Raw genomic sequence first — 26762 nt, forward strand, 5'->3', positions numbered from 1 at the left:
CTGGCGGCGCTGCAGCCCGCGGTCTGTCGGCGAACATGATGTCGAGGTCGGAGACGGCGCGCCGGTGGCCCCCAAATCATCATCCGGCGCGAGAGAACGGGGCCTCCCGGGGGGTTGAAACAGGGAGGCACGACCTTCGGGCCGTCGAGGCCGAATCGCCGCGCGCCCTGGTTCGCCGTGCGCGCGCATCCCCTTCGACGATGGGCCGCCGTTCAAGCGCCGTTTTCACAGCTGCGCAGGTTGTCGCGCTCGGATCTCCCAATCCCAGGTCGGCGGGTTCGAGCCGACTGTCATGTTTCATGACGTACGTCGAAACTCGTCTCTCGCAGATATTGCTCGTCGACCCCGGCGACGAGCTGAGCCCCGAGGTTCTCGAGCAGTTCAGCACCCCGTTCATCGCGCTGCGCCCCGTGTCGAGCCCCGCGGCGGCGAGACGAATGATCGACCAAGGCGGGTTCGACCTCGTCGTGCTCGTGATCCCCGTCGGCCCCTGCGGGGACGGCGAGCGATCGCTAGGGATCGGTACGCTAGTGCTCGAACTGATCCAGCGTCGCCCGCTCTCTTCGGTCCTCGTCACCTCGGTCGACGAACTGCGCCGCCGGCCGGCCGCGCTGTTTACCGGGGTTCGGACGCCGTCGAGCCTCCCGGCGCTCATGCCGCGCAAGCTCGCGGCTGCCGATCGGATGCGCGGCATCATCGGCGACGCGCCAGCGACCCGAAGGATGCGGCACATGATCGAGCGGGTCGCTCCCTCGGATCGTCCAGTCCTGGTCGTCGGCCCGACGGGGACGGGTAAAGAGCTGGCTGTGGAAGCGATTCACCGATTGGGTCGGCATCCCGAGGCTCCTCTGCTCGATCTCAACTGCGGGGCCATCCCCGACACGCTGATGGAGTCACTGCTGTTCGGGCACGCGCGCGGCGCCTTCACGGGTGCGGATCAGCAGCAGGAGGGCTATCTCGGCGCGGTCGGCAAAGGCACGCTGTTCCTCGACGAGATCGCGGAGTTGCCCGTGCTGCTGCAGTCGAAGCTGCTGCGCGTGCTCGAGACCCGCAAGTATCGCCGGCTCGGCTCGACCGAAGAGCGCACCTTTCACGGGCGGATCGTCGCGGCCACGCACGCGGATCTGTTGGCGAGGGCCGCGGAGCGGCGGTTCCGGGAAGACCTCTATTATCGGCTCGCGGTGCTCGTCGTCGACGTGCCGCCGCTCGACGATCGGCGCGAAGACATCCCCGCCCTCGTCGAACACTTCGCGGGGCAACAGGACCGACCCCTGAACTTCTCGTCCGCGGCGATGACCTACCTGCAAGCGATCGACTGGCCGGGCAACATCCGGCAGCTGCGCAACGCCATCGATCGCCTGGCGGTGACGACCGACGTCGAGCTCATCGACGTCGAGGCGCTCCGCCGGTACCTGCGTCCCGAGCACTACCAGGAGGCGCGCCTGCGAGCGCCGCAACTCCACGACCTCGCTTCGGTGTTCCTGAGGACCGCCTCCGGCGACAAACTCGCCGCCGCGCAGGACCTGCTGATCGAGGCGGCGATGCGGGAATTCGGCGGCAACAAGAGCGCTGCCGCCCGCGCGCTGGGCGTGCATCGTAAGGTACTCGAGCGCCGTCTCGCACGAGATGACCGGAGCGGCGAGAACGGCGGCTCCCACGTCATGTTCGATCGCGAAGTCGATTGACCGCGAGAGCCCTGACCCACCTCGTCGCCCGCGTGATCCTCATTGCCGAGGCGCCCGAGCGGCCGGGCCGGCGCGTGCCGACGTCCGGCCTGCTCGCCGACATGCTCGGTCGAAAGATCGCGCGAGGGCCTGGCGCCCGGGACCGGTGTTCGAGCCCGACCTCTGCCGCGAAGCTCGCCGTCCGAGAGGGCCTCTTCGGCAGCGACGAGGACGCCTGCTCAGGGTCGTCGCTCCGACGAGCGTCCATGACTGGACGCGACTTGGACTTGTCCGTCCACCCGCTCTCGAGCGGCGACGGCGAAGATTGGCTTCGGTGGTGGCACGCACCGTGCAGCAGGATCGTGCGGTCGTCTCGCCTGTCTGTGATCTGTGAACCCTCGTCATTCCCGATCGAGGCCAGCTGCAGAATCCTCTGAACAATCTGTCCCCAAACATCGAAAGAAAGCGCCACAATCATGCAAGAGTCCAACAACTTTGCCAACTCCACCCATTACCCCCCGGTCTTCAATCAGCAACAAGGTGATGACGTTCAACACCGTGGTGTCTGGCGATACGCCAGCGGCCTCGCCTTCGCGCCGCAGGGCGTGTTCGGCTCGCAGCTCGGCTCGGCCCTCGGCGGGGTCGGCGGGCAGCTCCTGGGGGGTTTCGCCGGTCAGCCCGGCGCCGGGCAGTCCATCGGCAGCCAGATCGGCGGGATGCTGGGCGGTCTGCTCCCGTTCCAGGCCGGCCCCGCCTTCGCGCCGCAGGGGGTGTTCGGCTCGCAGCTCGGCTCGGTCCTCGGCGGGGTCGGGGGGCAGCTCCTGGGGGGTTTCGCCGGTCAGCCCGGCGCCGGGCAGTCCATCGGCAGCCACCTCGGCGGGGTGCTGGGCGGTCTGCTCCCGTTCCAGGCCGGCCCCGCCTTCGCGCCGCAGGGGGTGTTCGGCTCGCAGCTCGGCTCGGTCCTCGGCGGGGTCGGCGGGCAGCTCCTGGGGGGTTTCGCCGGCCAGCCCGGCGCCGGGCAGTCCATCGGCAGCCAGATCGGCGGGATGCTGGGCGGTCTGCTCCCGTTCCAGGCCGGCCCCGCCTTCGCGCCGCAGGGCGTGTTCGGCTCGCAGCTCGGCTCGGCCCTCGGCGGGGTCGGCGGGCAGCTCCTGGGGGGTTTCGCCGGTCAGCCCGGCGCCGGGCAGTCCATCGGCAGCCACCTCGGCGGGGTGCTGGGCGGTCTGCTCCCGTTCCAGGCCGGCCCCGCCTTCGCGCCGCAGGGGGTGTTCGGCTCGCAGCTCGGCTCGGTCCTCGGCGGGGTCGGGGGGCAGCTCCTGGGGGGTTTCGCCGGTCAGCCCGGCGCCGGGCAGTCCATCGGCAGCCACCTCGGCGGGGTGCTGGGCGGTCTGCTCCCGTTCCAGGCCGGCCCCGCCTTCGCGCCGCAGGGGGTGTTCGGCTCGCCGGTCGATTGGGTGAACGGGCACCCGCTCGCGCGAATGATGTCGTATTCGGGTGTCGTCCCGATGATGAGGGCCTAGCCCGGATTTCTCACCACGCACAGCGGAGCCTGCTGAGCGGCCGCCGTCGACCTGGCGCGGGGCGCTCGGACGGCGGTGACATGAGCCGCAAGCGACGGACGGCGAGCGCGCGAGATCGAGCTGTATGCCGGCTTACAAGTCCGGCGGGCGCCTTCCGAGCGACATGTCCATGAGGACAGACGACCTCCTGCGCAGAGAGGCGCATCCATCACGCGGGATGTTGTCGAGGCCGTCAGCGTTTCATGAGTGAGCTCGGCGGAGGTTGTCGAGGGCTCGCCACCAGACATGCTGGAAGGGAAAGACCGAGCTGAGGGAAACGCAGATGCGGCGGACCGAGGTCGTGACGATCGCACCGATCTTGAGCAGCCGCGTGCGGATCGTGGAGACCTGGGCGTGCGCGAGTTCGGTGCTGGCGAGGGCGATTCGGCGGAGCTCGTTCAGGATCATGTACGCGACCGAGGAGAGCCAGAGGCGCAGTTGATTGGCCCGCAGCGTGTGCGCGCTGGTGCGGTCGGCGAAGAGGCCGAGTTGCTGCTCCTTGATCCGGTTCTCCATGTCGCCGCGGGCGCAGTACAGGTCCTCGTAGAGGCCGCGGGCGTCGTACTCGTCGCAGGACAGGTTGGTGGCGACGAAGCGCGGGTTCTCCTTGTCGGTCGTGTATTCGGCCTTGCCGATCACGCGACGTTCGCAGGACCAGGACCGGTTCGTCTCGTATCGGAAATCCTTGAAGACACGTGCGTTCTTGCCGGTGCGCTCGGCGATGGCGCGGGCCTCGTTCATGTCGTCGTCGATCTCCGCGATTAAGCGAGAGTTCTTCTGCAAGCCCAGGACGAAGAAGAGCCCGTTATCCTCGCACCAGCGCATGATGTCGTCCCGACAGAAGCCCGAGTCGCCGCGCACGATGATCCGCGCGCCTGGCCAGCGCGCGAGGATCTGCGCGACGATCCGTTCGAGTTCCTCGACCGCGTGGCTGGCCGGCTGCTCGTTGGCGGTGTTCAGCGCGGCACCGAGGAGGAAGTCGCCGCAGAAGACGTACAGCGGCAGGTAGCAGTAGCCGTCATAGAAGCCGTGAAAGAAGCGGCCCTCCTGCTGACCGTGCACCGGGTCGTCGGTCGCGTCGAGATCGAGGACGATCTCCGCCGGCGGTTCAGCGTGCGCGGCGAGGAAGGTATCGACGAAGAGGCGCTGGATGGCGTGGTCGTCGTAACTGATCTTCTTGTAACGCTCGTCTCCCGCGACGCTCGGCGTCGCCAGCTCCAGGCGGTTCAGTGTGCTCTTGCCCGCCAGCGCGTGACCCCGGTCGCGCTCCCGCTTGCGCTGCTCGCCAGTCGGATCGGCCTTGCCGACCGCCAGCGCGAGCAAGGCGTCGTCGCGGAGTGTGTCGTGGTCGTTCAGATCCTCGTAGCCGCACAGCAGACCCAGCACGCGCTGCGCAAGCAGCTCCTCGACGGTGTGCTCGATGCGGCTCGGATCGCGGTGGTCCCGGAAGCAGGACGCAAACCTTCGAAACACACCTGAACTCTTGGTCAGCTCGCGCAGCAGCAGCAGACCGCCGTCCGAGCTGACCCGTCCCGCGTCGAACGCCGCCTCGACACGGCGTCGACCGGCAGGTTGAAAATCGAACTCGGCGCGGATACACCTTGTCGCGTTCCGGCCGTACCACTTGGTGAGAGCATCTCGTTTCACACCCGCTCTAACTCGGGAAGTACGGCCGGAATTCCTATCCGTGGTGAGAAATCCGGGCTAGCGAGGGAAGCGACGCCCCGGTCCGCTGGACATGCGCCAGCGGCTCCTCGTCTCACCCAATTCTTCGCCGTCTGTCGCTGACACGGCTGGATGCGGACGAGCTGACGCCATTTGGTGGTCGAGCCCGCAGCCGACCGCCTACACGCATGACTCGGGTCCTTCGCCGCATGTCTCCTCGCCATGCCCGACGCGCCCTGGAGCGCCCCGACTCCGCCGCTCCTCGTGGAGCGGCGGAGGTTCCATTGACTCTCACCCGCTCACGAGCTCAACGATGCCTCGCCCGACGACCCCGAATACCACCACCACCCCATTGTCCCCTCCGCGCCGGCGCCTGCTGGTGGCCGCCCGGCACGCCCATGACGCCGCAGCCCGCGGTCTGAAGCCGTTGTCCGCCCAACAACTCGATAATGCAGTGAACGGCATCCTCGGCCTCCCTGGCGTCACTCACGTGCGTGTGCTGCGACCCGGCGAGCGCCGGCTGCGCGCATTCGACGCGAACGGATTCGACGGCGCCGCCGCGTCCGTACACGTGATCGAGGCGAACGAGGACACCGCGTCACGGCTCAAACTACAGGCGTCGGTGTCTGACTCGCTGCTCGTCGAGGAGGATGCCGCGCTGCGGTACGGCGCCGCAAGGCTCACTTTCCCCGCGGCGGTCTCGCCCGCCGATGCCGTGACGGCCGTCAACTTCCGCTTTCGCGTGCTCGGATCGGACGACAGCCCTGTCTCCGGCGCGCAAGTGAACTTGCGGCTCGACTGCGTGAACCTGTCCGCCGTCACCGACGCGGCCGGGATCGCCGAGATCGCCGGCTACGTCGTGCCCGGCAGCACCGTCCAGTACCTGCAGATCCTGCCGCAGTACGGTTATTGGGACCTGTACGCGGAGAACCCCTCCCTACGCACGGACGCTGCCAACGAAGTGCGCCTGGCCTCGCTCGCGGCGGCCTTCCCCGGGTTCCCGCAGGGGTTCCGGCACGGGTGGGGCCAGAAGATGATGGGGCTCGACCAGCTCACGAAAGCACTGTCGGGGCGCGGCGTCCGGATCGCCGTCGTCGACTCAGGCGCCGACCGACGGCATCCCCAGCTCGGCCACCTCCGCACCGGGCTGGACTTCACGGATCATGCGACTGCCGACTCCTGGGCGACGGACGACATCGGGCACGGCACGCACTGCGCGGGGATCATCGGCGCCGCCGGCCAGTCGGGCCTGGTCGGGTTCGCGCCCGAGGCCGAGATCCACGTCCTGAAGATCTTCCCCGACGGCCGTGTCAGCGGATTGCTGGACGCCCTCGAGTACTGCATCGAGGAAGGCATCGACCTCGTGAACCTGAGCCTCGGCACCGACGCGGTCTCGGAGCTCGTCGAGAGTCGGCTGGCAGAGTGCGTCGCGCACGGAGTCGCGTGCGTGGTCGCGGCGGGCAACTCCGGCGGGCCGGTGCAGTTCCCGGCCCGCTCGCGCCACGTCCTCGCGGTTGCGGCCGTCGGCGCGGCCTCGCAGGTGCAGCCCTGGAGCTGGGACGTCTCGCAGTACACGCCGCAGCTCGCCGCCGCCGACGGGGTCTTCAGTCCCCTGTTCAGTTGCTATGGGAGGGAAGTGGCGGTGGCTGCGCCCGGCGTCGGCATCGTCTCGACGTATCCGGGCGGGAGCTACAAGCCCGAATCGGGCACGTCGATGGCCGCCCCGCACGTGACGGGTCTCGCGGCCCTGCTGCTCGCCCACCACACCGACCTGCGGACGGGCTCCGCGGCGCAGCGGGGTCCGGCGCGGGTGCAGCAGCTCTTCACCCTGGTGCGTGACGCCGCGCGGAACTATCCATTCGGAGCCGAGCGCGTCGGGGCCGGCGTGCCGACCCTCGATGGGCTCGAGGAGAAACTCGATGCGGCCCCGGCAGCCCGTGCGACCGAGGCGCCAGCGCTGGCGACAGCCAGCGCCGGGCCCCGGGCCCCGGGGAGGGATGCGACGGCATTCCTCCACACGCTGGCCGCTTCGCACGCCTCCACCCCGGCCGGACAACTCGCGGCCCGTTTTCGAGCCCTCCGAGCCTCGCCGCTGCACGTGCGCACGACCTCCAGGACCGCGGCCGATGACGACGCTTCGACCGGCCCGTGCCCCTCGCCGCCCGCTCCGAGGTCCGAGGCGCGCCCCGTCGCGGCCGGCACGCCGGCGTCGCCGGAGGCTGCTGCGCTCTCCCGTGCGAACGGCGCCGGCGACGAACCGACGGAGCTCCCCTCAGGGAGCCCACCCTCGACGGTCACCGACATCAGGGGGTTGTCGCCGGCCCAGGAAGCCGACGTCCGACGAATCGTCGACGAAGCGATCGCATCGGCCCTCGAGCGCGACCGCGAAGCTCCCGTGCAGCGACATCACGCCGTCACGCGGTGCGATGGGCATCACGAGAGCGTCTCGTGATCGACAGCACCGTTGGGCGACAATTCACGGGTTTCGCCCCCGTTCCGACCCTCTCACAGTGCGACTCGAGGATCAGACATGCCCATCACCCACATTCCAAGCCAGACCGAGATGAACTTCGCCGCTTCCACGCTCCGGGATTTCAGCATCAGAATTCAGCGGCTCAACCCGTTCGGGGCCGCGAGCTTCGTGGTGTACGAGACCAACAACCCCGGGAGAACTCTCGCTGCAGGGACGTGCCCGGCTCTCTCCGCAGCCCCGAATTTTGTCGAAGTCATGATTCGCCAAAATGTCGCGTTCACGGTGCAATCGCTCGACGGCGAGCTCGCGGTGGAGGAACCGGGCAATAGGTAGCAAGGGAGCCTCGGCGACGGTCGCCGACCGCGAGGTCGACGACCGTCCGTGGGCGCGCGAATGCGGGCTCGGGCCCGGCGAGACGCGGATCAGTTGGCGGCGCCGGGCGTGGGGGTGGGGACCTGCTTCCAGTCGGCCATCAGGCTGTTGGTGTCGACGCCGTTGGGGATGCGGGCGAGCGAGCCGTTGAACGGGCTCGTCTCGACGAGGTTGTGGGCCGGGCCCTCGAGCAGGCTGAAGGAGCCATAGTCGGGGTTGTTGGCGAGCATGGTCGTTCCGCCGTACGAGACGGCGTCGATGAGCTGCTGGGTCGGCTTGTACACCAGGGCCACGCCGTCGGGGTTGCCGTTCTGGATGTTGTTGCTGGCCATGGTGAACTCGACCTTGAGCGCGCCTGCGGCCGGCTCGAGGGCCGGAGGGGCGAGCACGAGGTACTGGCCGGCGGCGAGCGTGGGGTGCACGGTGCCGAGGTCGATGTCGTCGCCGTATTTGACGCTGCCGTTCCCGTTGACGAGCACGACGTGGTGGCCGGCGAGGCTGACCGGGCCGCTCGAGACGTTCAAGATCTCGATGAACTCGGCCGGATCGGGGTTGGTCGATTGATCGTAGTCGACCTCGTTGATCACCAGGCACTGCGTGGGGCAGGAGCCGCCGCAGTCGACGCCGAGCTCGTCGCCGTCCTGCATGCCGTTGCCGCACTGGCCGGCGGTGCAGGCGTTGGTGCAGGCGTCGTTGTCGTCGTCGTTGCCGTCGTCGCAGTCCTCGTGGCCGGCCCAGACGAAGCCGTCGCCGCAGGTGGCGAGCTTGCACAGGTCGGTGCAGTCGTCGGTGGAGCCGTTCTTGCCGTCGTCGCAGTCCTCGACGCCCTGCTGGACGAAGGTGTCGCCGCAGGTGGCGTCCTTGCACTCGAGCACGCAGGCGTCGGTGTCGTTCTGGTTGCCGTCGTCGCACTCCTCGGCCAGCTCGTTGACGAAGCCGTCGTGGCAGACGTTGGGCTCGCAGGTGTCGAGGCAGGCGTCGCTGTTCGACAGGTTGCCGTCGTCGCAGGTCTCGCCCATCTGCTGGAAGCTGTCGCCGCAGGCGGGCAGGGTGCAGGCGAGGGTGCATTCGCCGGTGTTGTCGTTGTCCTCGCCGAGGTCGCACTCCTCGGCGGGCTGCTTGATGCCGTCGCCGCAGGTGGCGGGCTTGCAGGCGCTGGTGCACACGTCCTCGTCGGCGTTGCCGTCGTCGCAGCCCTCGCCGGGGCCCTGGTCGCCGTCGCCGCAGACGTTGGTGATGCAGCCGGCGCGGCAGGCCTTGCCGGGGCCGTTGTTGGGGCCGTCGTCGCACTGCTCGACGCCGGCCTGGATCAGGCCGTCGCCGCAGCTGGCGATCTGACAGTCGAGGGTGCAGGCGCCGGTGTTGCTGTTGTCGGGGCCCGCGTCGCAGGTCTCGCCTTCGCTCTCCTGGACGAAGCCGTCGCCGCAGCTGGGGGCGAGGCAGAGGTCGGTGCAGCCGTCGTCGGGGTCGCCGTCCATGCCGTCGTCGCAGTCCTCGCCCGGGTCGACGATGCCGTTGCCGCACTCCTCGAGCTTGCAGGTCGGTGAGCAGCCGTCGCCGGGCTCGAGGTCGCCCTCGTCGCAGGCCTCGCCGGGGCCCTGGTCGCCGTCGCCGCAGACGTTGACGGTGCAGTCGGCCTTGCAGGTCTTGCCGGGGCCGTTGTCGGGGCCGCTGTCACATTCCTCGCTGCCGTCGCCGGTGTTGAAGACGTGGTTGTCGCCGCAGGTGGCGGGCTTGCACTCGCTGGTGCAGGCGGCGTTGTCGGAGTTCTCGACGCCGTCGTCGCACTCCTCGCCGGCGCCGGGCTGGAGGTGGCCGTCGCTGCAGGTGGCGAGGGTGCAGGCCTCGGTGCACTCGTCGGTGCTGTCCATGTTGCCGTCGTCGCACTCCTCGTCGGCGGCGACGATGCCGTCGCCGCACGAGGCGAGCGCGCACATGTTGGTGCAGGCGTCGTCGTCGGTCTGGTTGCCGTCGTCGCAGCCCTCGCCCGGGCCGACCTTGCCGTCGCCGCAGACGTTGTTGAGGCAGCCGGGGACGCAGCTGTTGTTGTCGGCGTTGTCGGCCCCGTCGTCGCACTCCTCGCCCGGGCCCTGGTCGCCGTCGCCGCAGACGTTGAGGACGCAGGCGGCGTTGCAGCTGTTGCCCGGGCCGTTGTCGGCCCCGTCGTCGCACTCCTCGCCGGCGTCCATGGTGCCGTCGCCACATACGCCCTCACCGCCGGTGGTGGTGGTGGTGTCGGTGTCGGTCGTGTCCGTCGCGGTGGTGGTCGTGGTGGTGGTCTCGGTGTCGCCGGTGGTGACCGTGGTCGTCGGCGGCGACGTCGAGGTCGGCGGCTCGGCGGTGGTCGTCTCGGTCCCGCCGGTGGTGTCGGTGGTGGTGCCGGTGTCGGTCGTCGTCGCCGGCGTGTCCGGACAGCCCGTCAACCACAAGCAGCCGGCCAGACCGAGCGTCCAGCGCCGCGGCGTCGAATGTCGAGAAACGTCATGACCTATGATTGGAATGATGCGCATCAATTGGCCTCGGATGGCGCGCACGCTACCACAAGCCCCCTGCACCGCCGCGCCGCGTTCGACGTGAGCGGAGGCCGAAGGCCGCGGCGGGTGCCGCCGCACCCAGGCGGGTGACGACACCGTCGCGACGCGTTCGCGAGTGTGCAGCCGACCGCGCTGCGCCCGGGCCCGGGCCCTGGACGGCGGCAGATGACGGAGCTGTCATGCGCGGCGAGGACGGGCGTGGCTGCAGATGCGGCAAAAATTCGGCCGGCGAAGATTCAGGCCGGTGGAGATCCCGGCCGGAACGGCGGCGGGGGTCGGACGCCGAGGGCCGCGAGGTCGCCCGGAAGGAGCGCGGGGGCCCGCGAGCGCCCGCCGAATCATCGGAGCCGGGCATTCATTACAGCAACCAGCCGTAGCTGCCGGGTTGCCCGACCTCGGCCCGCAGATCGCGAGTCCCATCGCGCGAGGTCCGGCTGCTGTTCACGCGCTACATGTTCTCCGGGACATGTGCGAAAGAGAATGAACATTGTCGGTCGGGGCGACCGATCGCCGGCTCGCAGGCGCGGGGCTCGGTCGGCGCGGCGAGGACTGGCGCGAGGGGCGAAGGAGCCGCGTGACGGCCGTGGAGCGCCGGCGCGCGACGGCGGGGGCGCGCGGCGACGGTACCGCCCGCGCCGGCCCCGCGTGAGGCGAGCAGGGTCGGGCAGGCGTCAAGTCTGCGCCGATCCAGCGCGTCGCCACCGGTGTTCGGCGGGCCCGGCGAGGACGGGCGGGGGTTGTGGGGTTACGGTCGATGGACCAGCGAGCAGGAGGAGGCCGATGGATCCGAGTGATCACAAAGAGAGCATGTCGCACCTGGCGGCGCAGACGGTGGTCCTCGCGGTGGTCGAGCGCGCGCGCGAGCTCGGCGTGCGCCAGGCGGTGGCGGTCCTCGACGCGAATGGCCTGCTCATGGCGTTCTGTCGCATGGAGGGCGCGCCGCTGATCAGCCGGGAGATGGCGCAGAACAAGGCGCTCACCGCATTGTTCGGACCGTCGGCGCGCGACCCGTTCGCGCGCGGCGGCGGCGATCCGGCGCTGCTGGCGAGCCCGTCGCAGCGGCCGCGGATCACGCCGATCGGCGGCGGCTTGCCGGTCGTGGCCGGCGACGAGCGGATCGGGGCGATCGGGGTCAGCGGCGGGACGCTCGAGCAGGACATGGCGTGCGCGCAGGCGGGGCTGGCGGCGCTGCGCGAGGGCGGCTTCCTCGGCGATTCAGCGGGCGACGAAGGCGGCGAGCTCGGCGAGCGTCGGGCCGGTGGCGTCCGCGGCCGCTGACAGGGCCTCGGGCGCGACGCCGAGGCGGTTGAGCCAGAAGGTCGGAAAGCCGTACCAGGCGGCCCCGGCGGCGTCCCAGCCGCCGAAGGCGGCGAATACGATCTGCTCGCGCGGGAGGCCGAGGACGGCGGGACCGAGAGCGTAAGCCCGCGGGCTCGGCTTGAAGGTGCGCGCGCGGTCGGTGCTGATCTCGGCGTCGAACAGCCCGGCGAGCCCGGCGTGGGCGAGCAGGCGCGAGAGCATGCCCGGCGAATAATTGGCGAGCGGGGCGAGGCGCAGGCCGGCCCGCCGCCAGGCCTCGAGGGCGGGGCGGGTGTCGGGCCACGGGGTGAGCTCGGAGCAGGCGGCGACGAGCCGGCGGCGATCGACCGCGGACAGCGAGAGGCCGCGCGCGCCCGCGGCGTAATCGAGGGCCTCGCCGGTGACGACCTCGAAGTCGCGGTACTGCCCGGCCGTGGCGCGGAGCCATGCATATTCGAACTGGCGGACCCGCCAATCGCGGCACAGCTCCGCGGCCTGTCCGGGGGCGACGGCCTCGGCGACGCGCTCGACGCCGCGCGGGTCGAACAGGGTGAACAGGTCGAAGCAGATGCCGCGGATCTCGACGTTCTCGCGCGCGGGCGGCTGCGAGGCCGTCGGCGTGGATTTCGGCCGGCACGCGCCGAGCAGGCCGCCGGCGCCGGCGACCAGGCGGAGGAATTGGCGGCGAGACATGGCGTCGAGGATGATGGATCGCGACGCGGCGGTCGATTGGCGAACGGCGCACCGGGGGCATGCATTTGTGCATGGGGCCGGCTATGCTGGCGCGGTGCTCGACTGGGACGACCTGCGGATCTTCCTCGCGGTGGCCCGCACGGGCTCGTTCTCGGCGGCGGCGCGCGAGCTCGGCGTGGCCCAGCCGACCGTGGGGCGCCGGATCGCCGCGCTCGAGCGCTCGCTCGCGGCGCAGCTGTTCGTGCCGGCGGCGACGGGTCAGTCGCTGTCGGGCTCGGGGCGGCTGATGCTGGCGCGCGCCGAGCAGATGGAGGCGGCGGCGCTGGCCGCCGAGCGGGTGGCGGCGGGGCGCGACGCGGGGCTGCGCGGGCGGGTGGTGGTCACGGCGTCGGAGTGGCTGGTCGGCAGCGTGCTCGGGCCGCTGCTCGGGCCCCTCGTCGGCGAGCACCCCGGGCTCGAGCTCGAGCTGGCGGCCGACGTGCGCCACCTGAGCCTGGCGCGCCGCGAGGCCGACATCGCGGTCCGGCCGTCGCGCTTCGAGCAGGCCGAGGTGGTGCAGCGGCAGGTCGGGGTGGTCGCGTTCGGCCTGTACGCGTCCGACGGCTACCTCGCGCAGCACGGCATGCCGGACTTCGCGGCGCAGTGCGAGGGGCACACGCTGATCGCGATGAGCGAGTCGCTGACGAAGATCCCCGACGTCGAGTGGTTGCCGCAGATCGCCGGGCGGGCGCGGGTGGTCGTGCGCACCAACGGGCGCGAGCCGATGGCGACGATGGCCGCGGCGGGGCTCGGGCTGACGTGCCTGCCGCGCTTCCTCGGCGACCGCGCGCCGAACCTCCGCCTGCTGCCGACGCCCGTGCCGGGGCCGCGGCGGCAGCTGTGGCTCGGGGTGCACCGCGACGTGCGCTCGGTGCCGCGGGTGAAGGCGAGCGCGGCGTTCTTGCGGGAAGGGCTGGGGCGGCTGGCGTGGGCGCTGGGCCCGGCGTGACGGCGGGCGTGGTGCGGCGAATCGCGGTGTGACGAAAGAAGACGCGGTCGGCGAATCGGCGGTGCACCGAATCGCATCCTGACGTGTAAAGGGAATGCAGGTTCGTGGGCGAGGAATGATCGCGGCCCTGGCAGGCTACCGGCGCACGAGGCGGGCCCACAGGCTCGGCTTCTTCCAGCGGCCCAGGGGCGCGTCCGGAGGGACATCGAGAGCGGCGCACAGCCGCCACAGCGGCGCGGTGGAGGACGGGTGCAGCAGGTCGAGCACCGCGCTGGGATCACCGGCGCGCCGGGCCGCCTCGAAGCGCGCCACGTCCTCGGCGGCGAGCTCGTCGTGGAGCATGTCGGGCCAGCCGTCGCTGTCGGGGGCGGTCGATGCGTCGTCGAAGAAGAAGGCCGGCTCCCACGGCTGGACGTCGCCCTCGACGCGGAGCCAGCCGCCCTCGTCTCGCGAGTAGACCAGCCGGCGGACGCAGGCGCCGCGCTCGAAGGCGTGCAGCTCGTACACGTCGGAGCAGGTCTGGGCCGCGAAGGCGAGGCCGCTGGTGGACAGCTCGCCGGAGAGCGCCTGTGCCGTCCGCTCGGCGGCCTCGGGCCCGCCTCGCGGCTCGAACTCGATGAGGACGCGCGCCGGGACGTCCGTGGCGAGCGGCTCCACGCCCTGCTTGCGCGCCAGGTCCCAGAAGTCCCGGCGTCCCTGCGTCTCGACGATGGCGCCCACCCAGGTGCTCATCGGGCCGGTATACCGCAAGCGGGACGGCGGCGGCGAGGCGGTCGACACCGTGCTCGCCTCCGGGTGAACTACACGCAGAGGCTCACGGCCAGGCGACGCGGCCCTGGCGCTCGAACCACCAGTACAGGCCGCAGAACACCATCGCGTTGAGGACCGGGCCGCCGAGCTGGGCCCGCAGCTCGGACGGGCTGCACAGCACGATCTCGATGTCCTCGCCCTCGTCGAAGTCGGTCTCGCCGGTGCGGACGCAGCCCTCGGCGAGGACGGTGTAGCAGCGGTTGTGCTGGAAGGCGGCGTTGGGGGCGACCTCGCCGAGGCGGGAGATCGCGGCGGCGGAGTAACCTGTCTCTTCGAGCAGCTCGCGCGCGGCCGCCTGCTCGGGCGTCTCGCCGGGATCGATCGCGCCGGCCGGCAGCTCGAGCTCGAAGCGCCGGGTGCCGTGACGCCACTGCCGCACCAGCACGAGCTGGCCCTCGGGGGTCAGCGCGACGAGGTTGACCCAGTCGGGCGCGTCGAGGGTGACGTAAGGCCGCCGGCTGCCGGTGCGCGGGTGCTCGGCCTCGACCTCGTGCAAGCGGAAGATCGGGGTGGTCGCCAGCTCGCGGCGCTCCCCGTAGCGAAAGGGTTTTAATGCTGTCACACAGATCCTCCGCGCTGACGGTAGCACGGCGGCGGCGGGCGCCGGCGGCGGCGCGAGCCCGGGGAGGCGCGCGCCGCCACGAGGGCGCGGAAGTGATCGGTGGCGCGGATCGATCGCCGCCGACGCCGGTCGATGTCCGCGCGCGCTTCGGGTCAGGGCAGGTCGCCCTTCTCGAGCCCGAGGAACGTGGCGATCGGCTTCTTGCTGCCGTTCTTGCCGACCGCGGGGATCTCGAGGCCGTTCTTAAACAGGTCTTCGTCGGCGCGGCCGTCCTTCGGGTCGGTGTCGGCGACCTTGTGGAGGCCGTTGGGGACGAACAGCTGCGGGTGGTCGAAGGGCGCCCGCTCGTAGACGACGTCGGGGTCGGTCAGCGACTCGAGGAACAGCACGAGGTCGGCCTTCTGCTTGTCGGACAGGCCGAGCGGGGTGATGTCGGGGTCGCGCTCCTCGTTGCGGTGGAAGTCGCCGCCGCGGTTGTAGAACTCGACGACCTGCTCGAGGGTGGCCATGCCGCCGTTGTGCATATAGGGGGCGGTGAGCTGGATGTTGCGCAGGGTCGGGGTCTTGAAGGCGCCGCGGACGGCGGTCCGCAGGTGCTCGATGGAGCGGCGGTTGGCGCTGTTGTTCTTCGGCGCGCCGGTGGACACCGGGAGCTTGCCGCCGCATTTGGTCTTGTCTTTGAACCCGCCGGGGAACAGCGGGTCGTCGACGACGATGTTCCACGGGACCTCGAAGCGGCAGGGGTCGACCTCGAACGGGTCGCGCACGTCCTTGCCGAGCAGCTTCTGCACGTACTGCTCGGTGAACGACAGCGGGTTGCCGAACGGGTCCTCGCCGCCGACGCCGATGTCCTCGGCGGTGGGCCGCACGCCGATGTTGTAGAAGCCGTTGTCGTAGAGGGCGGGCTGGCGGATCTGCAGCAGCGACCTGTCGGCGTGGCCGACGAACTCGAGGTGGCCGTCGCCGTCCTGGACGACGACGAAGTCGAGGTAGGTGTCGAAGACCTTGAAGTCGTCGCGGACGGAGATCTTCAGCTTGTTCGGGCAGCCCTTGCCCTTGCGGCGCACGGCCTCGATCTTGGCGTCGCGCGAGATCGAGTCGTCGGCGCCGAAGGTCATGGTGAGCGGCTCGTACGTACAGATGACGTCGCCGCCGGGCCTGCCGAGGACGATGTGGCCGTCGGCCTTGCCGGGCACGATCTGGCTGTTCTTCGCGGTGGGCGTGGCCTCGACGTCGAGGTCGAGGAAGCGCTCGTTCTGGCTCGGCTTCCACAGCGAGAGCGGGTGTACCTTGAAGGCGGGCCGGGTGCGGACGCCGTAGTGGAAGCGCTCCTCGGACATCAGCATGCGCTCGACGAGCCCGCCCTCCTCGTCCTCGGGGATGAGGTGCAGGGTCGACGCGCTGGTGAACATGGCGGTCTTGTGGCAATTGACGCACTTGCCGTCCTTCATGAACACGTCGAGGCCGGCGCGCTCGCGGGGGCCGAGGGCGTGCTTGTCGCGGCCGTCGCGCCAGCGGTCGAACGGGCTGTCGTCGGACACGAGGGTGCGCTCGTAGGCCTGGATGGCGAGGCCCCAGAACAGGCTGAAGTTGGCCTCCATCAGGCTGAAGCGCTGACCCTCGGGGACGGCCTTGGGGTTGGCGAGCAGCTTGCCGTCGGCGTCGAACCATTGATCGGAGTCCCACAGCTTGTCCGCGAACGCCTGCTCGATCAGCTTGGCGTAGGTGGTGTTCAGGCCCCTGGTGGGCCTGGCCAGGTGTCCGAGCACGGAGTCCTGCGGGTGGACCTTCTGGTACGCGAGCGGGATGGTCGGGGCGCGCAGGAGCTTGCGGCCGACGTCGGGCAGGGTGCGGCCGGCGCACGAGGCCTCGAACTCGTTCAAAGGCGGGCCTACGGCCTGCGAGGCGAGCGCGGCGTTGACGAGCTCGAGCTTGCGCTGGACCGGCTTGCCGGCCTTCATCTCGAGGACGAAGGCGTCCTTGTTGCGGCGGCCGAACGGGTCACGGCCGTTGAAGATGCGATTGGCGCGGCCGTCCCAGAAGTTGCGGAAGTTGAAGGCGGCGTTGATGACGGTCGGCGTATTGCGCAGCTCGACCCGGCGGACGTTGATATCCTTGACCTGAAACGGCGGGTCGTCGACGACCTCGCAGATGTCGGCGAGCTGGCCCGGCTTGACGGCCTCGAAGCCGGTGCGGAGAACGCCCTGAGAGGATGTGACGTCGTCGGTGTCGAAGATGACCTTCGACTTGCGGTCGTCGGGGTCCTTCTTGACGTGAAACGGATAATCGTGGGCGACGAGCTGGAGGTTGACCCCCTGCCCGCCGGTCCGCGTGGGGTCGAATTTGCCGTTCCCGCCGAGCAGGCCCGGGCTCAGCTGATTGCGCGAGCGGTTGTCCGCGCCGGCGGCGAAGTGGCAGCTCGCACACGCCTGGCCGTCGCTGCCGGACTGCATGTCCCAGAACAGCGCCTTGCCGAGCGCCACGGCGGCGTCGAGATCCTCGATCAGGTCGGCCTCGACCCGCTTGCCGGTGATCCGGTCGAAGATCGGCGGCAGCTCCTTCGTCGCCAGCGATTCGGGGACGTCGGCCGGCTTTCCGTGCGGTCCGTGCGGTCCGTGCGGCCCATGCGGGGGCTTGCCGGGCCCGGGCCCGGGCGGCGGGTCCTCGTCCCAAACCCAGTCGAAGTCGCATGCGGCCGACGATATTGATCCGATACTTATACCTGTGATTGTGAGCGTGTAGATCCACGCACTCGAGCGAATACGCATGCCCGGTTCATTCGTCGCGGCGCAGCCTCGAGTTTGTGATCCGCTCGATGTCGTCGCGGCCCCTCATGGGGCAGGGGCGCGAACGATGTACCGGGGGGCTCTCTCGCCGGCCAGGGCATTCAACCGGCGAACTGCGGGGCCGACGCCGGCTTCGTGACAGCAACCACAGCGAATGCTGCGAATCACGGGTCACCCGATGTGGTATCGGGCGAGCCCCGGGCTTCGCTGCGGCGCGGGCCGTCGACGAGGCGGAGACGCGGGCTCACGCCGCGCCGGGGTCGCGGCGGAGGCGGGCGCACAGGTGGCGGACCGAGTCGAGGCTCATGTACGCGTAGCCCAGGAGCCACGGCAGATTGGGCGCGTAGAACAGGAAGAACGTGTAGGGCGACTGGTAGCGCATGTCCGGGTAGCCGGTGACGTGCGCGGCCCAGAAGTACAGCACCACCGAATAGGTGAGGTACGAGCCGACCAGCAGCTGCAGGACGTGGCGGTAGTAGACGCGCTGGACGATGGCCCAGATCAGCCAGACGTTGACGATCTGGGTGACGAACACGTTGATCTGCTCGAGGCCGATCGCCATCGGCGTGATCCGGTCGAAGTAGGCCCGGTCGGCGTCGCCGTAGATCTGGAACAGGCGGGCGAACAGATGGTGGTCGGCGCGGGCGACCAGAGAGTCGTTATAGACGATCCAGTACAGCTCGAGCGTGAAGGCGATGATGAGGAAGAAGGTGAGCAGGCCGATGATGACGCGCTCGCTGGCGGAGAGGCCGGAGGTCCTGGACATGGCGCGCGAGTCTAAAGGCCCGACCGGCGCCGCGTTGCCGGGCGGATCACACTGCGTTCGCGGTGCAGCGGATTGACGCGCGTCGCGGTTTGTCGCAGGCTCGCGACCACGGCGCCATGATCGAGGTCGGCACCCTGTTCGCGAGGTCGTGGCGGCGGAGCCAAGGCTGTCGCCGCTGCGGCTTCGTCGGTCGCGCCGATCGCGGAGGCTCGCTGTCGCAGCAGGAGCTGGCCTCGCTGAGGGTCAGCGCGGGCGCGGCACGTAGGTGACGTCGGCGATCGCGTCGGACAGCGCCTGGTAGCGCTCGGCGAACCGCGCCTCGACGTGGAGGGTGCCGCGGCCGGTGGCGGCGTTGTAGAAGCTGCTCTCGACGCGGGCCTCCTCGGCCTCGCCGGGGAGGCGGACGAAGCCCTCGATGAGGAATTGCCCGGCGTGCTCGGCCTCGCGCTTCAGGCCCGTGACGCGCACCTGCAGCGCGGTGCCCGGCTTGTCGCCGTAGAGCTCGACGGTGCCGCCGGCGGGCAGCGCCAGCAGCTGCTCGGCGGTCGGGTTGGCCGGGTTGGCCGGGTTGTTGACGATGTCGATCGACTGCGTGGCCATGGGCCGGATGGTACCAGCGCGCCGCGGCGGTCGGCGACGGCGCCGGCGAGCCGGCAGATCCGCGCGCGCGTCCCGGGGGCTATGCTCGACACGTGGTCGCCGTCCGCCCCGACGAGTTCCTGCTGCCGCTCCACTTCGACCTCGGCGCGACCCTGCTGTTCGGGCTCAGCGGCGCGCTGCTGGCGGCTCGTCGCGGCTACGATCCGGTGGGCCTGTTCGTGGTCGCGCTGGCCACCGGCGTCGGCGGCGGGCTCCTGCGCGACGGCCTGTTCCTGCAGCAGGGCCCGCCGGTGTGCGTGCAGGACGGGCGCTACTTGCTGGTGGTCCTGATCGCCAGCGTGTGCGGCTACTTCTTCGCGGCGGGGCTCGACAAGATCCGCGGGCTGTTGTTCGTCGTCGACGCGCTCGGGCTCGGCATTTACGCGGTGGTCGGGGCGCAGAAGTCGCTGGCGCTCGGGCTCGGCGTCGGCGCGGCCAGCTTCATCGGGGTGATCAACGCGGTCGGCGGCGGCCTGCTGCGCGACGTGCTGGTGCGCGAGGAGCCGTTCCTGTTCAAGCCCGGCGAGTACTACGCGCTGGTCGCCGGCGCCGGCGCGACGCTGTTCTGCCTGTTGGCGGTGGCGCTGGCGTGGCCGCCGTCGCGGGCCGCGGTGGTGGCGATCGCGGTGACGTTCGCGCTGCGGGTGGTGTCGCATCGCCTCGGCTGGACGACGCCGCCGGCGCGCACGGGGCCGCACCCGCGGGTCGAGGTCGAGCCGCGCGAGTGATCAGCTGGTGGCGACCTCGCTGCTGCCGACCCACCACGTCGGTAGGTCGCCGAGGGCGTCGGCCCCACACCCGATCGGTCCCCATGCCTCGTCCCCTCGCCGGCCATGATGCAGGCGAGGGGGACGGGCGCGTCAAGCCACGACTTTCGCGCGGCCGCTCGCGGCCCACGAGCGCCCGCGCCCGGGCTCATTGCGGGACCGGCGGCGGCGGCTCGAAGCCCTGAACGATGTAGATCCGGTCCTGGCCGGCGCCCCAGGTCAGGAACATGAAGTCGCCGGTGAGCGGCTCGAAGTAGGCGCCCCACGGGCTCGGGAAGTCGAGGTAAAAGTCCTTGCGCGAGGCCGGCAGCGGATCGCCCTGGTCGTCGACCTGGTACACGCCGACGGTCCCGGCCGACCACTCGGAGACGATCAGGTGGTCGACCTCGAACCCGGGCGAGCCGTCGGGCACGTAGGCGAAGCCGCCGGGGCCGAACAGCAGCGCGGCGGTCTGCTGGGCGTTGGCGAGATCGAAGGTGTTGCCATTGGCGGTGCGGTCGAGGTGATACCATTTGCCGCCGGGCCAGGTGATCGTGCGCATGCCCCCGGCGTCGGCGAAGCCGGGCGGGACGAACCCGAGGCCGCTGACCGAGTTCTCGACGCCGAGCGCGGCCATGTCGGTGGTGACGCCGGGGGCCATCTGGCCGGGCAGCAATTGGCTGATCTGGTTGACGGGCCAGGCGGTGTAGAACAAAAGGCCCGACTCGACCAGCGCGAGGTTGGCGTCGACGTAGGGGGTCTCGGCGACGACCTGGGCGACGCCCTTGAAGTTGACGATGTGGTCGCAATTGCCGCGCACGACCTCGATCGCCCACACCTTGCCGGTGGCGGTCTCGGAGTCGCCGGCGACCAGGAGGACGTTCGGGTCGGTGTTGGAGATGACGCAGCCGCCGAGCCGCGAGTCGGTGGGGATCCCCGGGACCTGCCCGAGCTCGTAGGTCTTGTAGAACTCGGCGAACTCGGGCGCGAGCACGACGTCGGGCCCGGCGGGGATCGGCGGCTCGTCGCTGCAATCGACCGGGCCGCCGGTGGTGGTGGTCGTCGTCCCCGGATTCGTGGTGGTCGAGGTCGCGGTCGATTCGTCGGTGGTGCTGGTGCCGGTGGTGCCGGTGGTGCCGGTGGTGGAGGTCGGCTCGGTGGCGGTCACGGCCATCGTCGTGGCGACGCCGGTGGTCGGGGTGACGTCGGTGCTCGCATCGGCGGTATCCAGGGTCGCGCTCACGCCGCCGGGATCGCCGGTCGGTCCGCCGGTCGGGCCGGTGGTGGCGGTGGTCATCATCCCGGTATTGTCGGGACACGCCGCGCCGGCGAGACCCGACAGCGTCACTGCGATCGCCGTGTGCCTGTGCATCGCCCGCGAGTCTAAACGAAGCTCCGCGCAGGGCCGCCCGATTCGCTCGTGGATGGGCGATGGCAGGCGGTTGGCGAGAGATTGCGGTCTTGAACCCCCAATGCCTCCGCAGGCGGCGACCGCGGCGTTCGCGGTCGCCTCCAGGTTCAATTCATGGGCGCGCCGAGGGCGGCCGGTACGGCTTCCCGGTCACCGTGTCGTGCTCGCGGCCGCGAGGGCATCGTCACCGCGTCCATGACGAATAGCGAAGCGCGTCGCGTCGGCCCACATGGGCGATCGACGCTGACGAGCCACCCCCCCGTGTCGGCTGCTCCGGGGCCGACAAGCCGCGTGAGCTTGGTGTTCGAATGCCGCGCCGGAATGTTCGCGTGCTCGAATCGAGTGACTCCGAGCCGCTGGCCGAGACCAGAGCGGGGTCATCGTCGCCCCGAAGGAGGCTCGCGTCGTATTGGCATGAGCGCGTCGTCTCGCCGGCGTGGGATCGACTGCCGCGGCCCGTGGCGAGGACGACACGACGGGCGAAGGCGTCGCCTCCAGCGGGCACGACCGGCGCGTGAGGAGCCCGGGCTCCGCGAGACGCGCGAGCGCGACGTGCTCGCGCTGTCGTCGCTCGGCGCGTCGCCGGAGGTGCTCTCGCACCCCAGCTTGCCAGATCTGCGGCGAGGTACCGGACGAGGTCTCGACGCGTGCGAGCGAGCCTCGTGCGGCGCCGTCACGCGGTCGCGCCCGGTCGGTCGTCCGCGCGTCGCTGCGATCGCCGCGCGGCGCGGAGAACCACGGCGCGGCGCGGTGTCTCGGGGACCCGTGCAAAAGGCGCGATCCAGCGCGCCGGGCCGCTACGGGGCGATCGGTGCGGCTGTGCAGATTCACCGCCGCGACGCCGGTATCCGCTCGGCGCCGAGGTGCACACAAGCTGCGTCGCTGCGGGGCGCCGAAATTTTCGTTGACGTGGCCGCGGGCCGTGCCTTTTCATGGCGGGGTGCGCCTCAGGGGTCGCTGTCTTCGCGTCAATGTCATGTTCGCGCTCGCAATTGCGGGCTGTCACAAGGAGCCGCCGCCGACAGCGCCGGGTGACGACTCGTGCTTCGGGGCGGAGTGCGTCGAACAGGCCGAGGCGGCCATGTACTACAAGGATTACGACAACGCCCGCGAGCCGTTGACGGCGGTGTGCGAGAAGAACGACGGCTTCCAGTGCTTCCGCCTGGCCGAGCTGTACCAGACGGGCAAGGGCGGGCCGGTCGACCTGGCCAAGGCGGCGGAGGTGTACGAGAAGTCGTGCGCGGCCGACTACCCGGAGGCGTGCGAGCGCCGCTCGGACATGGCGCGCGACGGGCAGGGCACGCCGCAGGTCGAGTACGAATACGCGGTCAAGGCGTGCACCGGCGGGCGCCAGCTGGCGTGCACGCACGCGGGCCAGATGCTGGGCGCGGGCCGCGGGGTCGAGCCCGATCCGGCGGGGGCGATCGAGATGTTCCAGAAGGGGTGCAAGCTCGGCGACATCGACGGCTGCACGGGCGCCGGTGACCTGCTGCTGCAACAGAGCTCGGCCGAGGCCAAGTCGCGCGGGCTGACGGCCTTCATCAACGCGTGCGTCGGCCACAGCGGCTACGGCTGCCTCAAGGCCGGCATCGCGTTCCACGAGGGCGTCGGCACCAAGCGCGACGTCATCAAGGCGGAGCAGCACTTCAGCCGCGCGTGCGAGTTCCAGATCGCCGACGGCTGTCACGTCGCGCAGCAGCTCAAGGACGCCGCGGGCAAGCCGGTCGAGCTCGAGCTGACGTCGAAGGCGGCGGAGCTGGCGGCCGGCGGGCTCGAGACGCGCGAGCTGTCGTGCCGCATGGCGGGGCAGGGCGAGCCGGCGCTGTCGCGGGTGATCGCCGGGGTCGCCCGCGGCAAGGACTCGCTCGACTCGTGCGCGAAGGACGGGGCGGCGGTCGGGGTCCGGTGGGTGTTCGAGGACGGCAAGTTCCGCGACGCGAAGTTCCTCGGGCGCGTGCCGAAGAAGCTCAAGCAGTGCGTGGCCTACGTGCTGCGCAAGAAGGCCAAGTTCTCGCGCAACGGCTCGTGCGAGGCGGTGCTGCTGCTCGGCGACCCCGAGGGCGCGGCCAAGGCCCTGGCCGCGCGGGCGAACGCGCCGGCCGACGACGGCAAGGTCCACATCCGCATCAGCAGCGAGGACGAGGAGTAGCGACACGATTGTCGCGGTGCGCCGCAGGGGCGACGCATGTCGCTGCGAACGCACGCGGGCCCGGCGCGGTACGGCCGTTGCAAGCGGGCCGGGGCATGCAACCTCGTCCGTATATCGTCACCTCCCTCCTGCTCGTCGCTGCCGCCGACCTCGCGTGCATCTTCGTCGAGCCCGGCCACGGCACGGAGGGGACCAGCGCCGCGACCACGGAGGCGTCGAGCAGCGGGAGCAGCAGCAGCGACGCGAGCAGCAGTGAGCCGACCGGGACCGACACCGACGCGAGCAGCAGCGACGCGAGCAGCGGCGACGCGAGCAGCACCGACGCGAGCACCACCGAATCGACCGGAACGGACAGCACGACAGCCGATCCCAATTACAAGCGCGACTGTCAGCCGGGCGACTTCGTGTGCGACGACTGGGGCTGCCAGGCGGCGACGGAGTCCGGCGAGTGCTACAAGCCGTGCACGCCGAGCGGCGAGATCGGCGGGACCGACAGCGAGTGCGACGAGCCGGAGCGGCCGTTCTGCAGCCAGGTCGGGCTGGCGTTCGGCGGCGACTTCGACTGCAACGGCTGCAAACACATCTGCGTGGCGGAGCCGCTCAACTGGTGCGACTACGGCGCGAACGAGTGTGAATAGCGGCAGGCTGTGAAATGGTGCATCGGACATGTCTGAAAGGGCATGAGCTCCGAGCGCGAACGGTCTTCGAGTCGGCGACGTCCGGCCCCGGGACCTCGCGCCCCGGCACGAGTCCTGGCCGGAGCGTGGTGGGGCGGTGCGGGCGCTGGGCCGCTGCCACCAGCAAGACGCGATCCTCACCGCGGGTGGCCGAGGCGGCGCGCCGGGGGCCGATCGAGGTGTGGTAGCGAGGCGGGGGCGGTTCGTGTACCCTCGCCGAGATGCGGCCGTGGCTCGCCCTCACGTTCGTCGCGGCCTGCCAGGCCGGCGACTCCGCCGCGACCGGGTTCGGTCCCGGCGACGCGGTGACGGTGGCACCGATGAGCGCGGGGAGCTCGACGGGGTCGGGCTCGTCGAGCACGACGTCGACGGGGGCCGAGACGACGGGCACGTCGGCGGCGGACACGTCCACGAGCCTGCCGGAGACCGGCGCGCCGCAGATCCCCGACTTCGGCGACCACAAGCCGATCGGCTGCAAGGGCAAGGTCGACCTGCTGTTCATCATCTCGCGGCAGGGCGTGATGGACGAGGTGCAAGAGCAGCTGCTCGCGGCGATGCCCGAATTCATCGACACGATCGAGACGGAGCTGCTCGGCTTCGACGCGCACGTGATGGTCGCGGACGCCACCGGCTTCTGGAAGATGCCCGATTGCAGCATGTGCGCCGATCCGCAGGACTGCGATCCGCTGGGTGAGCCCTACTGGTGCGGGGCCGAGACGGACCAGTGCGACCAGACGCGCGGAGCAGGCGCGACGTTCCCGGTCGGCGCGAACGCGACGAATCGCCGGTGCAAGCTGGCGGGCGGGCGCCGCTACATCATGACGAAGGAGGAGCCCGATCTGCTCGAGGCGTTCTCGTGCCTCGCGCGTGTGGGCACTCAGGGGGTCGAGCCCATGTCGTTCAATGCGATGATCGACGCGCTGTCCCCCAAGCTCAACGGGTCCGGAAGGTGCAACGACGGGTTCCTCCGCAACGACGCCCTGCTCGTGGTCACCATCATTCATGCTGGCGACAGCTACTCGACGGGGTATCCTGGCGAATGGGTCGAGGCGCTCTACGCGGCCAAGGGGGGCAACCGGGACGCGGTGCAGGCGCTCGTCATTGCACCCGATTCTCACACTGCGCACCCCGTCTGCCCGGACTCGGAACCAGGCGAGAAGAACCCCTCCTACGAATTCGTGCAGAAGATGGAACATGCCATCTTCGCGTCGGTCTGCGAGCCGAGCTACGGGCCCTACTTCGCTGACATGATTGCGCAGCTCACCGAGCTCTGCGCGACCTACATCCCCGAGTGATCAGGGGTGATAGACCCGCAGGAAGGCCTGGGTCTTGATCTGGGTCGTCTGCACGCCCCCGGCCGCGCAGAAGCCACGCTCGTCGCAGGCGGCGGCGTTGAAGCCGTCGAGGGAGGCGCCGCCGTGCTTGATGTCGTAGGCCAGCGGGCTGTCGGCGTCGCGGAAGGCGAACACCCGCCCGTCCGAGTCGCCGAGCAGCTCCTGGGTGCCGGCGCTGAACACCTTGCCCTCGCGATCGCAGGCGATGCCGCGAGTCAGTGTATTGGCGATCGATTCCGGGCGGCGGTCTGCAGCGGTCCCGTCCCAATCGATAAATCGCGTCAGTGGATTCAGCTCGCTGTCCTCCCGGCCCCATCCTCCCATCACCAGTGAATCGCCGCAGGCAGAGACCGCGCGTGCGCCGTCGTGCAGGGTCCAATTGCCGTCGGACGTCCATTGGCCCGAATACGCACCGTCCGGCGAGAACCGAGCGAGGAACCCCCGCTCTCGATCGACCGGAAACACCTTGGACCGATACGTACGTTCGCCGACGACGACCATGACGTCCTGCGAAGGATGCAGCGCGACCCCTCGAAGTCGTTCACTTCGAATGTTCAGATCGTCTGGATCCTCGTCGGCCTGCAGCGGGGCAGATAGCACGTTCACGACCGTGAGATTCTTGCTCGGTGTGTGCGACCACACAATCGCATCATGGGAGATCGGCTCCAGCGACGTCACCCGCGATCCGACGGCGAGCAGGTGCTCGTCGGGTGCATGCGCGGCGGCGACGCCGGCGATCTCGTCGCCGGGACTGCCGAGGTACTCCCAGATCGCCGAGCCCTCCGGCGACAGCAGGGCCAGGTACGGCTGCGACAGCGGCGCGGCGCCGAGGTTGGCGGCCACGGCCAGGTAGCCGTGGTCGTCGACGGCGAGCGCCGCGGCCTGCGACGTCGCGGCCATCCACTCGAAGTGGGCCGTCCACTGGGTCAGCGTGCGCGGCCAGCCGGGCAGGGGCGCGCAGGTGTCGGGGTCGAGGCGCCACACGGCGGCGCGCAGGCCGTCGTCGGTGGCGATCGTGCCGGCCGCGAGGAGCGCGTCGGTCTCGTAGACCACGCTCGCGATCCAGCTCATCGTGCCGGCCTGCTCGGCGAAGGTGCAGCGCTCGGTGCCGGCCGTCGGGGCCAGGACGGTCAGCGTGGCGTGGGCGACGGCCTTCGCGCCGTCGTCGTTGAACACGCGGACCTCGAATTCGTGCTCGCCGTTGGCCATCGCCGCGGACGTGGCGAAGAACTCGTAGGCGAACGCGTCGGGCGTGGTCGTCTGCGCGAGGGCGCCGTCGACCCGCAGCTCCACCGCCACGACGTCGGCGCTCGCCTCGAGGTGAAGCACCGCCGGGCCGGCCTCGCTGAGGAAGCTCGGCTCGATCGTGAAGGCGGCGATCGTCGGCTTTTTGAGCTCCGGCTCGCCCGTCGTCGACGATGACGAGGCGTCCGCGGACGTCGAGGTCGAGGTGATCGCGCCGGTCACCGTCTGCACGCTCCCGGTCGACTCGTCGCCGTCGCTCGTGCCGGTCGAGGTCGTCCCCGTCGAGCTGCTCGTCCCATCGATCGCGGGAAATTTCCTCGACGCGTCGGCCCACAGATCGGACAGGCAGCCCGACGTCATCAGCAGCAGTGCAGGGGTCAGCGCGCGCAT

General features: G+C 70.5%; 20 protein-coding genes. 10 read left to right on the forward strand and 10 right to left on the reverse strand.

Annotated elements, in window-relative coordinates; genetic code table 11:
* The first annotated feature begins 299 nt into the window (after window positions 1-299).
* Together K7C98_RS32015 and K7C98_RS32020 are read left to right on the forward strand one after the other, a co-directional pair.
* Window positions 300-1685, forward strand: coding sequence for a sigma 54-interacting transcriptional regulator (locus K7C98_RS32015; RefSeq protein WP_224195619.1), 1386 nt, complete (start codon window positions 300-302; stop codon window positions 1683-1685).
* Between the two features lie 455 nt (window positions 1686-2140).
* Window positions 2141-3184: a glycine zipper family protein gene (locus tag K7C98_RS32020; protein WP_224195620.1), complete on the forward strand. Its 1044-nt coding sequence runs from the start codon at window positions 2141-2143 to the stop codon at window positions 3182-3184.
* Between the two features lie 240 nt (window positions 3185-3424).
* Here K7C98_RS32020 and K7C98_RS32025 read toward each other — a convergent pair whose 3' ends face one another.
* Window positions 3425-4870: an IS1380 family transposase gene (locus tag K7C98_RS32025; protein ID WP_431312826.1), complete on the reverse strand. Its 1446-nt coding sequence runs from the start codon at window positions 4868-4870 to the stop codon at window positions 3425-3427.
* Between the two features lie 370 nt (window positions 4871-5240).
* Here K7C98_RS32025 and K7C98_RS32030 point away from each other — a divergent pair, with 370 nt between their 5' ends.
* Both K7C98_RS32030 and K7C98_RS32035 read left to right on the forward strand, forming a co-directional pair.
* A complete protein-coding gene (locus K7C98_RS32030; RefSeq protein ID WP_224195621.1) occupies window positions 5241-7340 on the forward strand; it encodes a S8 family serine peptidase in 2100 nt (699 codons plus the stop codon).
* Between the two features lie 78 nt (window positions 7341-7418).
* Window positions 7419-7694: a hypothetical protein gene (locus tag K7C98_RS32035; RefSeq protein WP_224195622.1), complete on the forward strand. Its 276-nt coding sequence runs from the start codon at window positions 7419-7421 to the stop codon at window positions 7692-7694.
* An 89-nt stretch (window positions 7695-7783) separates the two neighbouring features.
* Here the strand turns inward: K7C98_RS32035 and K7C98_RS32040 are convergent, their stop codons facing one another.
* Window positions 7784-10156, reverse strand: coding sequence for a DUF4215 domain-containing protein (locus K7C98_RS32040; RefSeq protein WP_224195623.1), 2373 nt, complete (start codon window positions 10154-10156; stop codon window positions 7784-7786).
* Window positions 10157-11047: 891 nt separating this feature from the next.
* Here K7C98_RS32040 and K7C98_RS32045 point away from each other — a divergent pair.
* A complete protein-coding gene (locus tag K7C98_RS32045; protein WP_224195624.1) occupies window positions 11048-11545 on the forward strand; it encodes a GlcG/HbpS family heme-binding protein in 498 nt (165 codons plus the stop codon).
* Here K7C98_RS32045 and K7C98_RS32050 read toward each other — a convergent pair.
* Window positions 11483-12259 carry a haloacid dehalogenase type II gene (locus K7C98_RS32050; RefSeq protein WP_224195625.1) on the reverse strand — a complete coding sequence of 259 codons (777 nt, stop codon included), beginning with the start codon at window positions 12257-12259 and terminating at the stop codon, window positions 11483-11485. The genes K7C98_RS32045 and K7C98_RS32050 overlap by 63 nt on opposite strands.
* 94 nt (window positions 12260-12353) lie before the next feature.
* On the opposite strand from K7C98_RS32050, the gene K7C98_RS32055 reads away from it, so the two are divergent.
* The gene (locus K7C98_RS32055; protein WP_224195626.1) at window positions 12354-13247 is read left to right on the forward strand and encodes a LysR family transcriptional regulator; all 894 of its coding nucleotides are present in this window, start codon (window positions 12354-12356) and stop codon (window positions 13245-13247) included.
* A 135-nt stretch (window positions 13248-13382) separates the two neighbouring features.
* On the opposite strand, the gene K7C98_RS32060 is transcribed toward K7C98_RS32055, so the two are convergent.
* The 5 genes from K7C98_RS32060 to K7C98_RS32080 all read right to left on the reverse strand — a co-directional run bounded on the left by K7C98_RS32060 (window position 13383) and on the right by K7C98_RS32080 (window position 18771).
* Window positions 13383-13979: a hypothetical protein gene (locus K7C98_RS32060; RefSeq protein ID WP_224195627.1), complete on the reverse strand. Its 597-nt coding sequence runs from the start codon at window positions 13977-13979 to the stop codon at window positions 13383-13385.
* A gap of 82 nt (window positions 13980-14061) precedes the next feature.
* The gene (locus K7C98_RS32065; protein WP_224195628.1) at window positions 14062-14619 is read right to left on the reverse strand and encodes an NUDIX hydrolase; all 558 of its coding nucleotides are present in this window, start codon (window positions 14617-14619) and stop codon (window positions 14062-14064) included.
* A 152-nt stretch (window positions 14620-14771) separates the two neighbouring features.
* Window positions 14772-17387 (reverse strand): cytochrome-c peroxidase, encoded by a 2616-nt coding sequence (locus K7C98_RS32070; RefSeq protein WP_224195629.1) that lies wholly within the window; start codon window positions 17385-17387, stop codon window positions 14772-14774.
* 262 nt (window positions 17388-17649) lie between these two features.
* Complete coding sequence (locus tag K7C98_RS32075; RefSeq protein WP_224195630.1) at window positions 17650-18171, reverse strand: EXPERA domain-containing protein; 522 nt, start codon at window positions 18169-18171, stop codon at window positions 17650-17652.
* Between the two features lie 243 nt (window positions 18172-18414).
* On the reverse strand, window positions 18415-18771 hold the full coding sequence (locus K7C98_RS32080; protein ID WP_224195631.1) for a hypothetical protein: 357 nt from the start codon (window positions 18769-18771) through the stop codon (window positions 18415-18417).
* A gap of 92 nt (window positions 18772-18863) precedes the next feature.
* Between K7C98_RS32080 and K7C98_RS32085 the strand changes: the two genes are divergently transcribed.
* On the forward strand, window positions 18864-19538 hold the full coding sequence (locus K7C98_RS32085) for a trimeric intracellular cation channel family protein (protein ID WP_224195632.1): 675 nt from the start codon (window positions 18864-18866) through the stop codon (window positions 19536-19538).
* Between the two features lie 187 nt (window positions 19539-19725).
* Here K7C98_RS32085 and K7C98_RS32090 read toward each other — a convergent pair whose 3' ends face one another.
* A complete protein-coding gene (locus K7C98_RS32090) occupies window positions 19726-20928 on the reverse strand; it encodes a hypothetical protein (RefSeq protein WP_224195633.1) in 1203 nt (400 codons plus the stop codon).
* 1015 nt (window positions 20929-21943) lie between these two features.
* Between K7C98_RS32090 and K7C98_RS32095 the strand changes: the two genes are divergently transcribed.
* The 3 genes from K7C98_RS32095 to K7C98_RS32105 all read left to right on the forward strand — a co-directional run bounded on the left by K7C98_RS32095 (window position 21944) and on the right by K7C98_RS32105 (window position 25088).
* A complete protein-coding gene (locus tag K7C98_RS32095; protein WP_224195634.1) occupies window positions 21944-23116 on the forward strand; it encodes a tetratricopeptide repeat protein in 1173 nt (390 codons plus the stop codon).
* Window positions 23117-23211: 95 nt separating this feature from the next.
* On the forward strand, window positions 23212-23754 hold the full coding sequence (locus K7C98_RS32100; protein WP_224195635.1) for a hypothetical protein: 543 nt from the start codon (window positions 23212-23214) through the stop codon (window positions 23752-23754).
* Window positions 23755-24014: 260 nt separating this feature from the next.
* A complete protein-coding gene (locus tag K7C98_RS32105; protein ID WP_224195636.1) occupies window positions 24015-25088 on the forward strand; it encodes a hypothetical protein in 1074 nt (357 codons plus the stop codon).
* Here the strand turns inward: K7C98_RS32105 and K7C98_RS32110 are convergent, their stop codons facing one another.
* Window positions 25089-26762, reverse strand: a complete 1674-nt coding sequence (locus K7C98_RS32110) for a hypothetical protein (protein WP_224195637.1) — start codon at window positions 26760-26762, stop codon at window positions 25089-25091.

The sequence above is a fragment of the Nannocystis pusilla genome, from assembly GCF_020073745.1.
Lineage (GTDB): Bacteria > Myxococcota_A > Polyangia > Nannocystales > Nannocystaceae > Nannocystis > Nannocystis radixulma.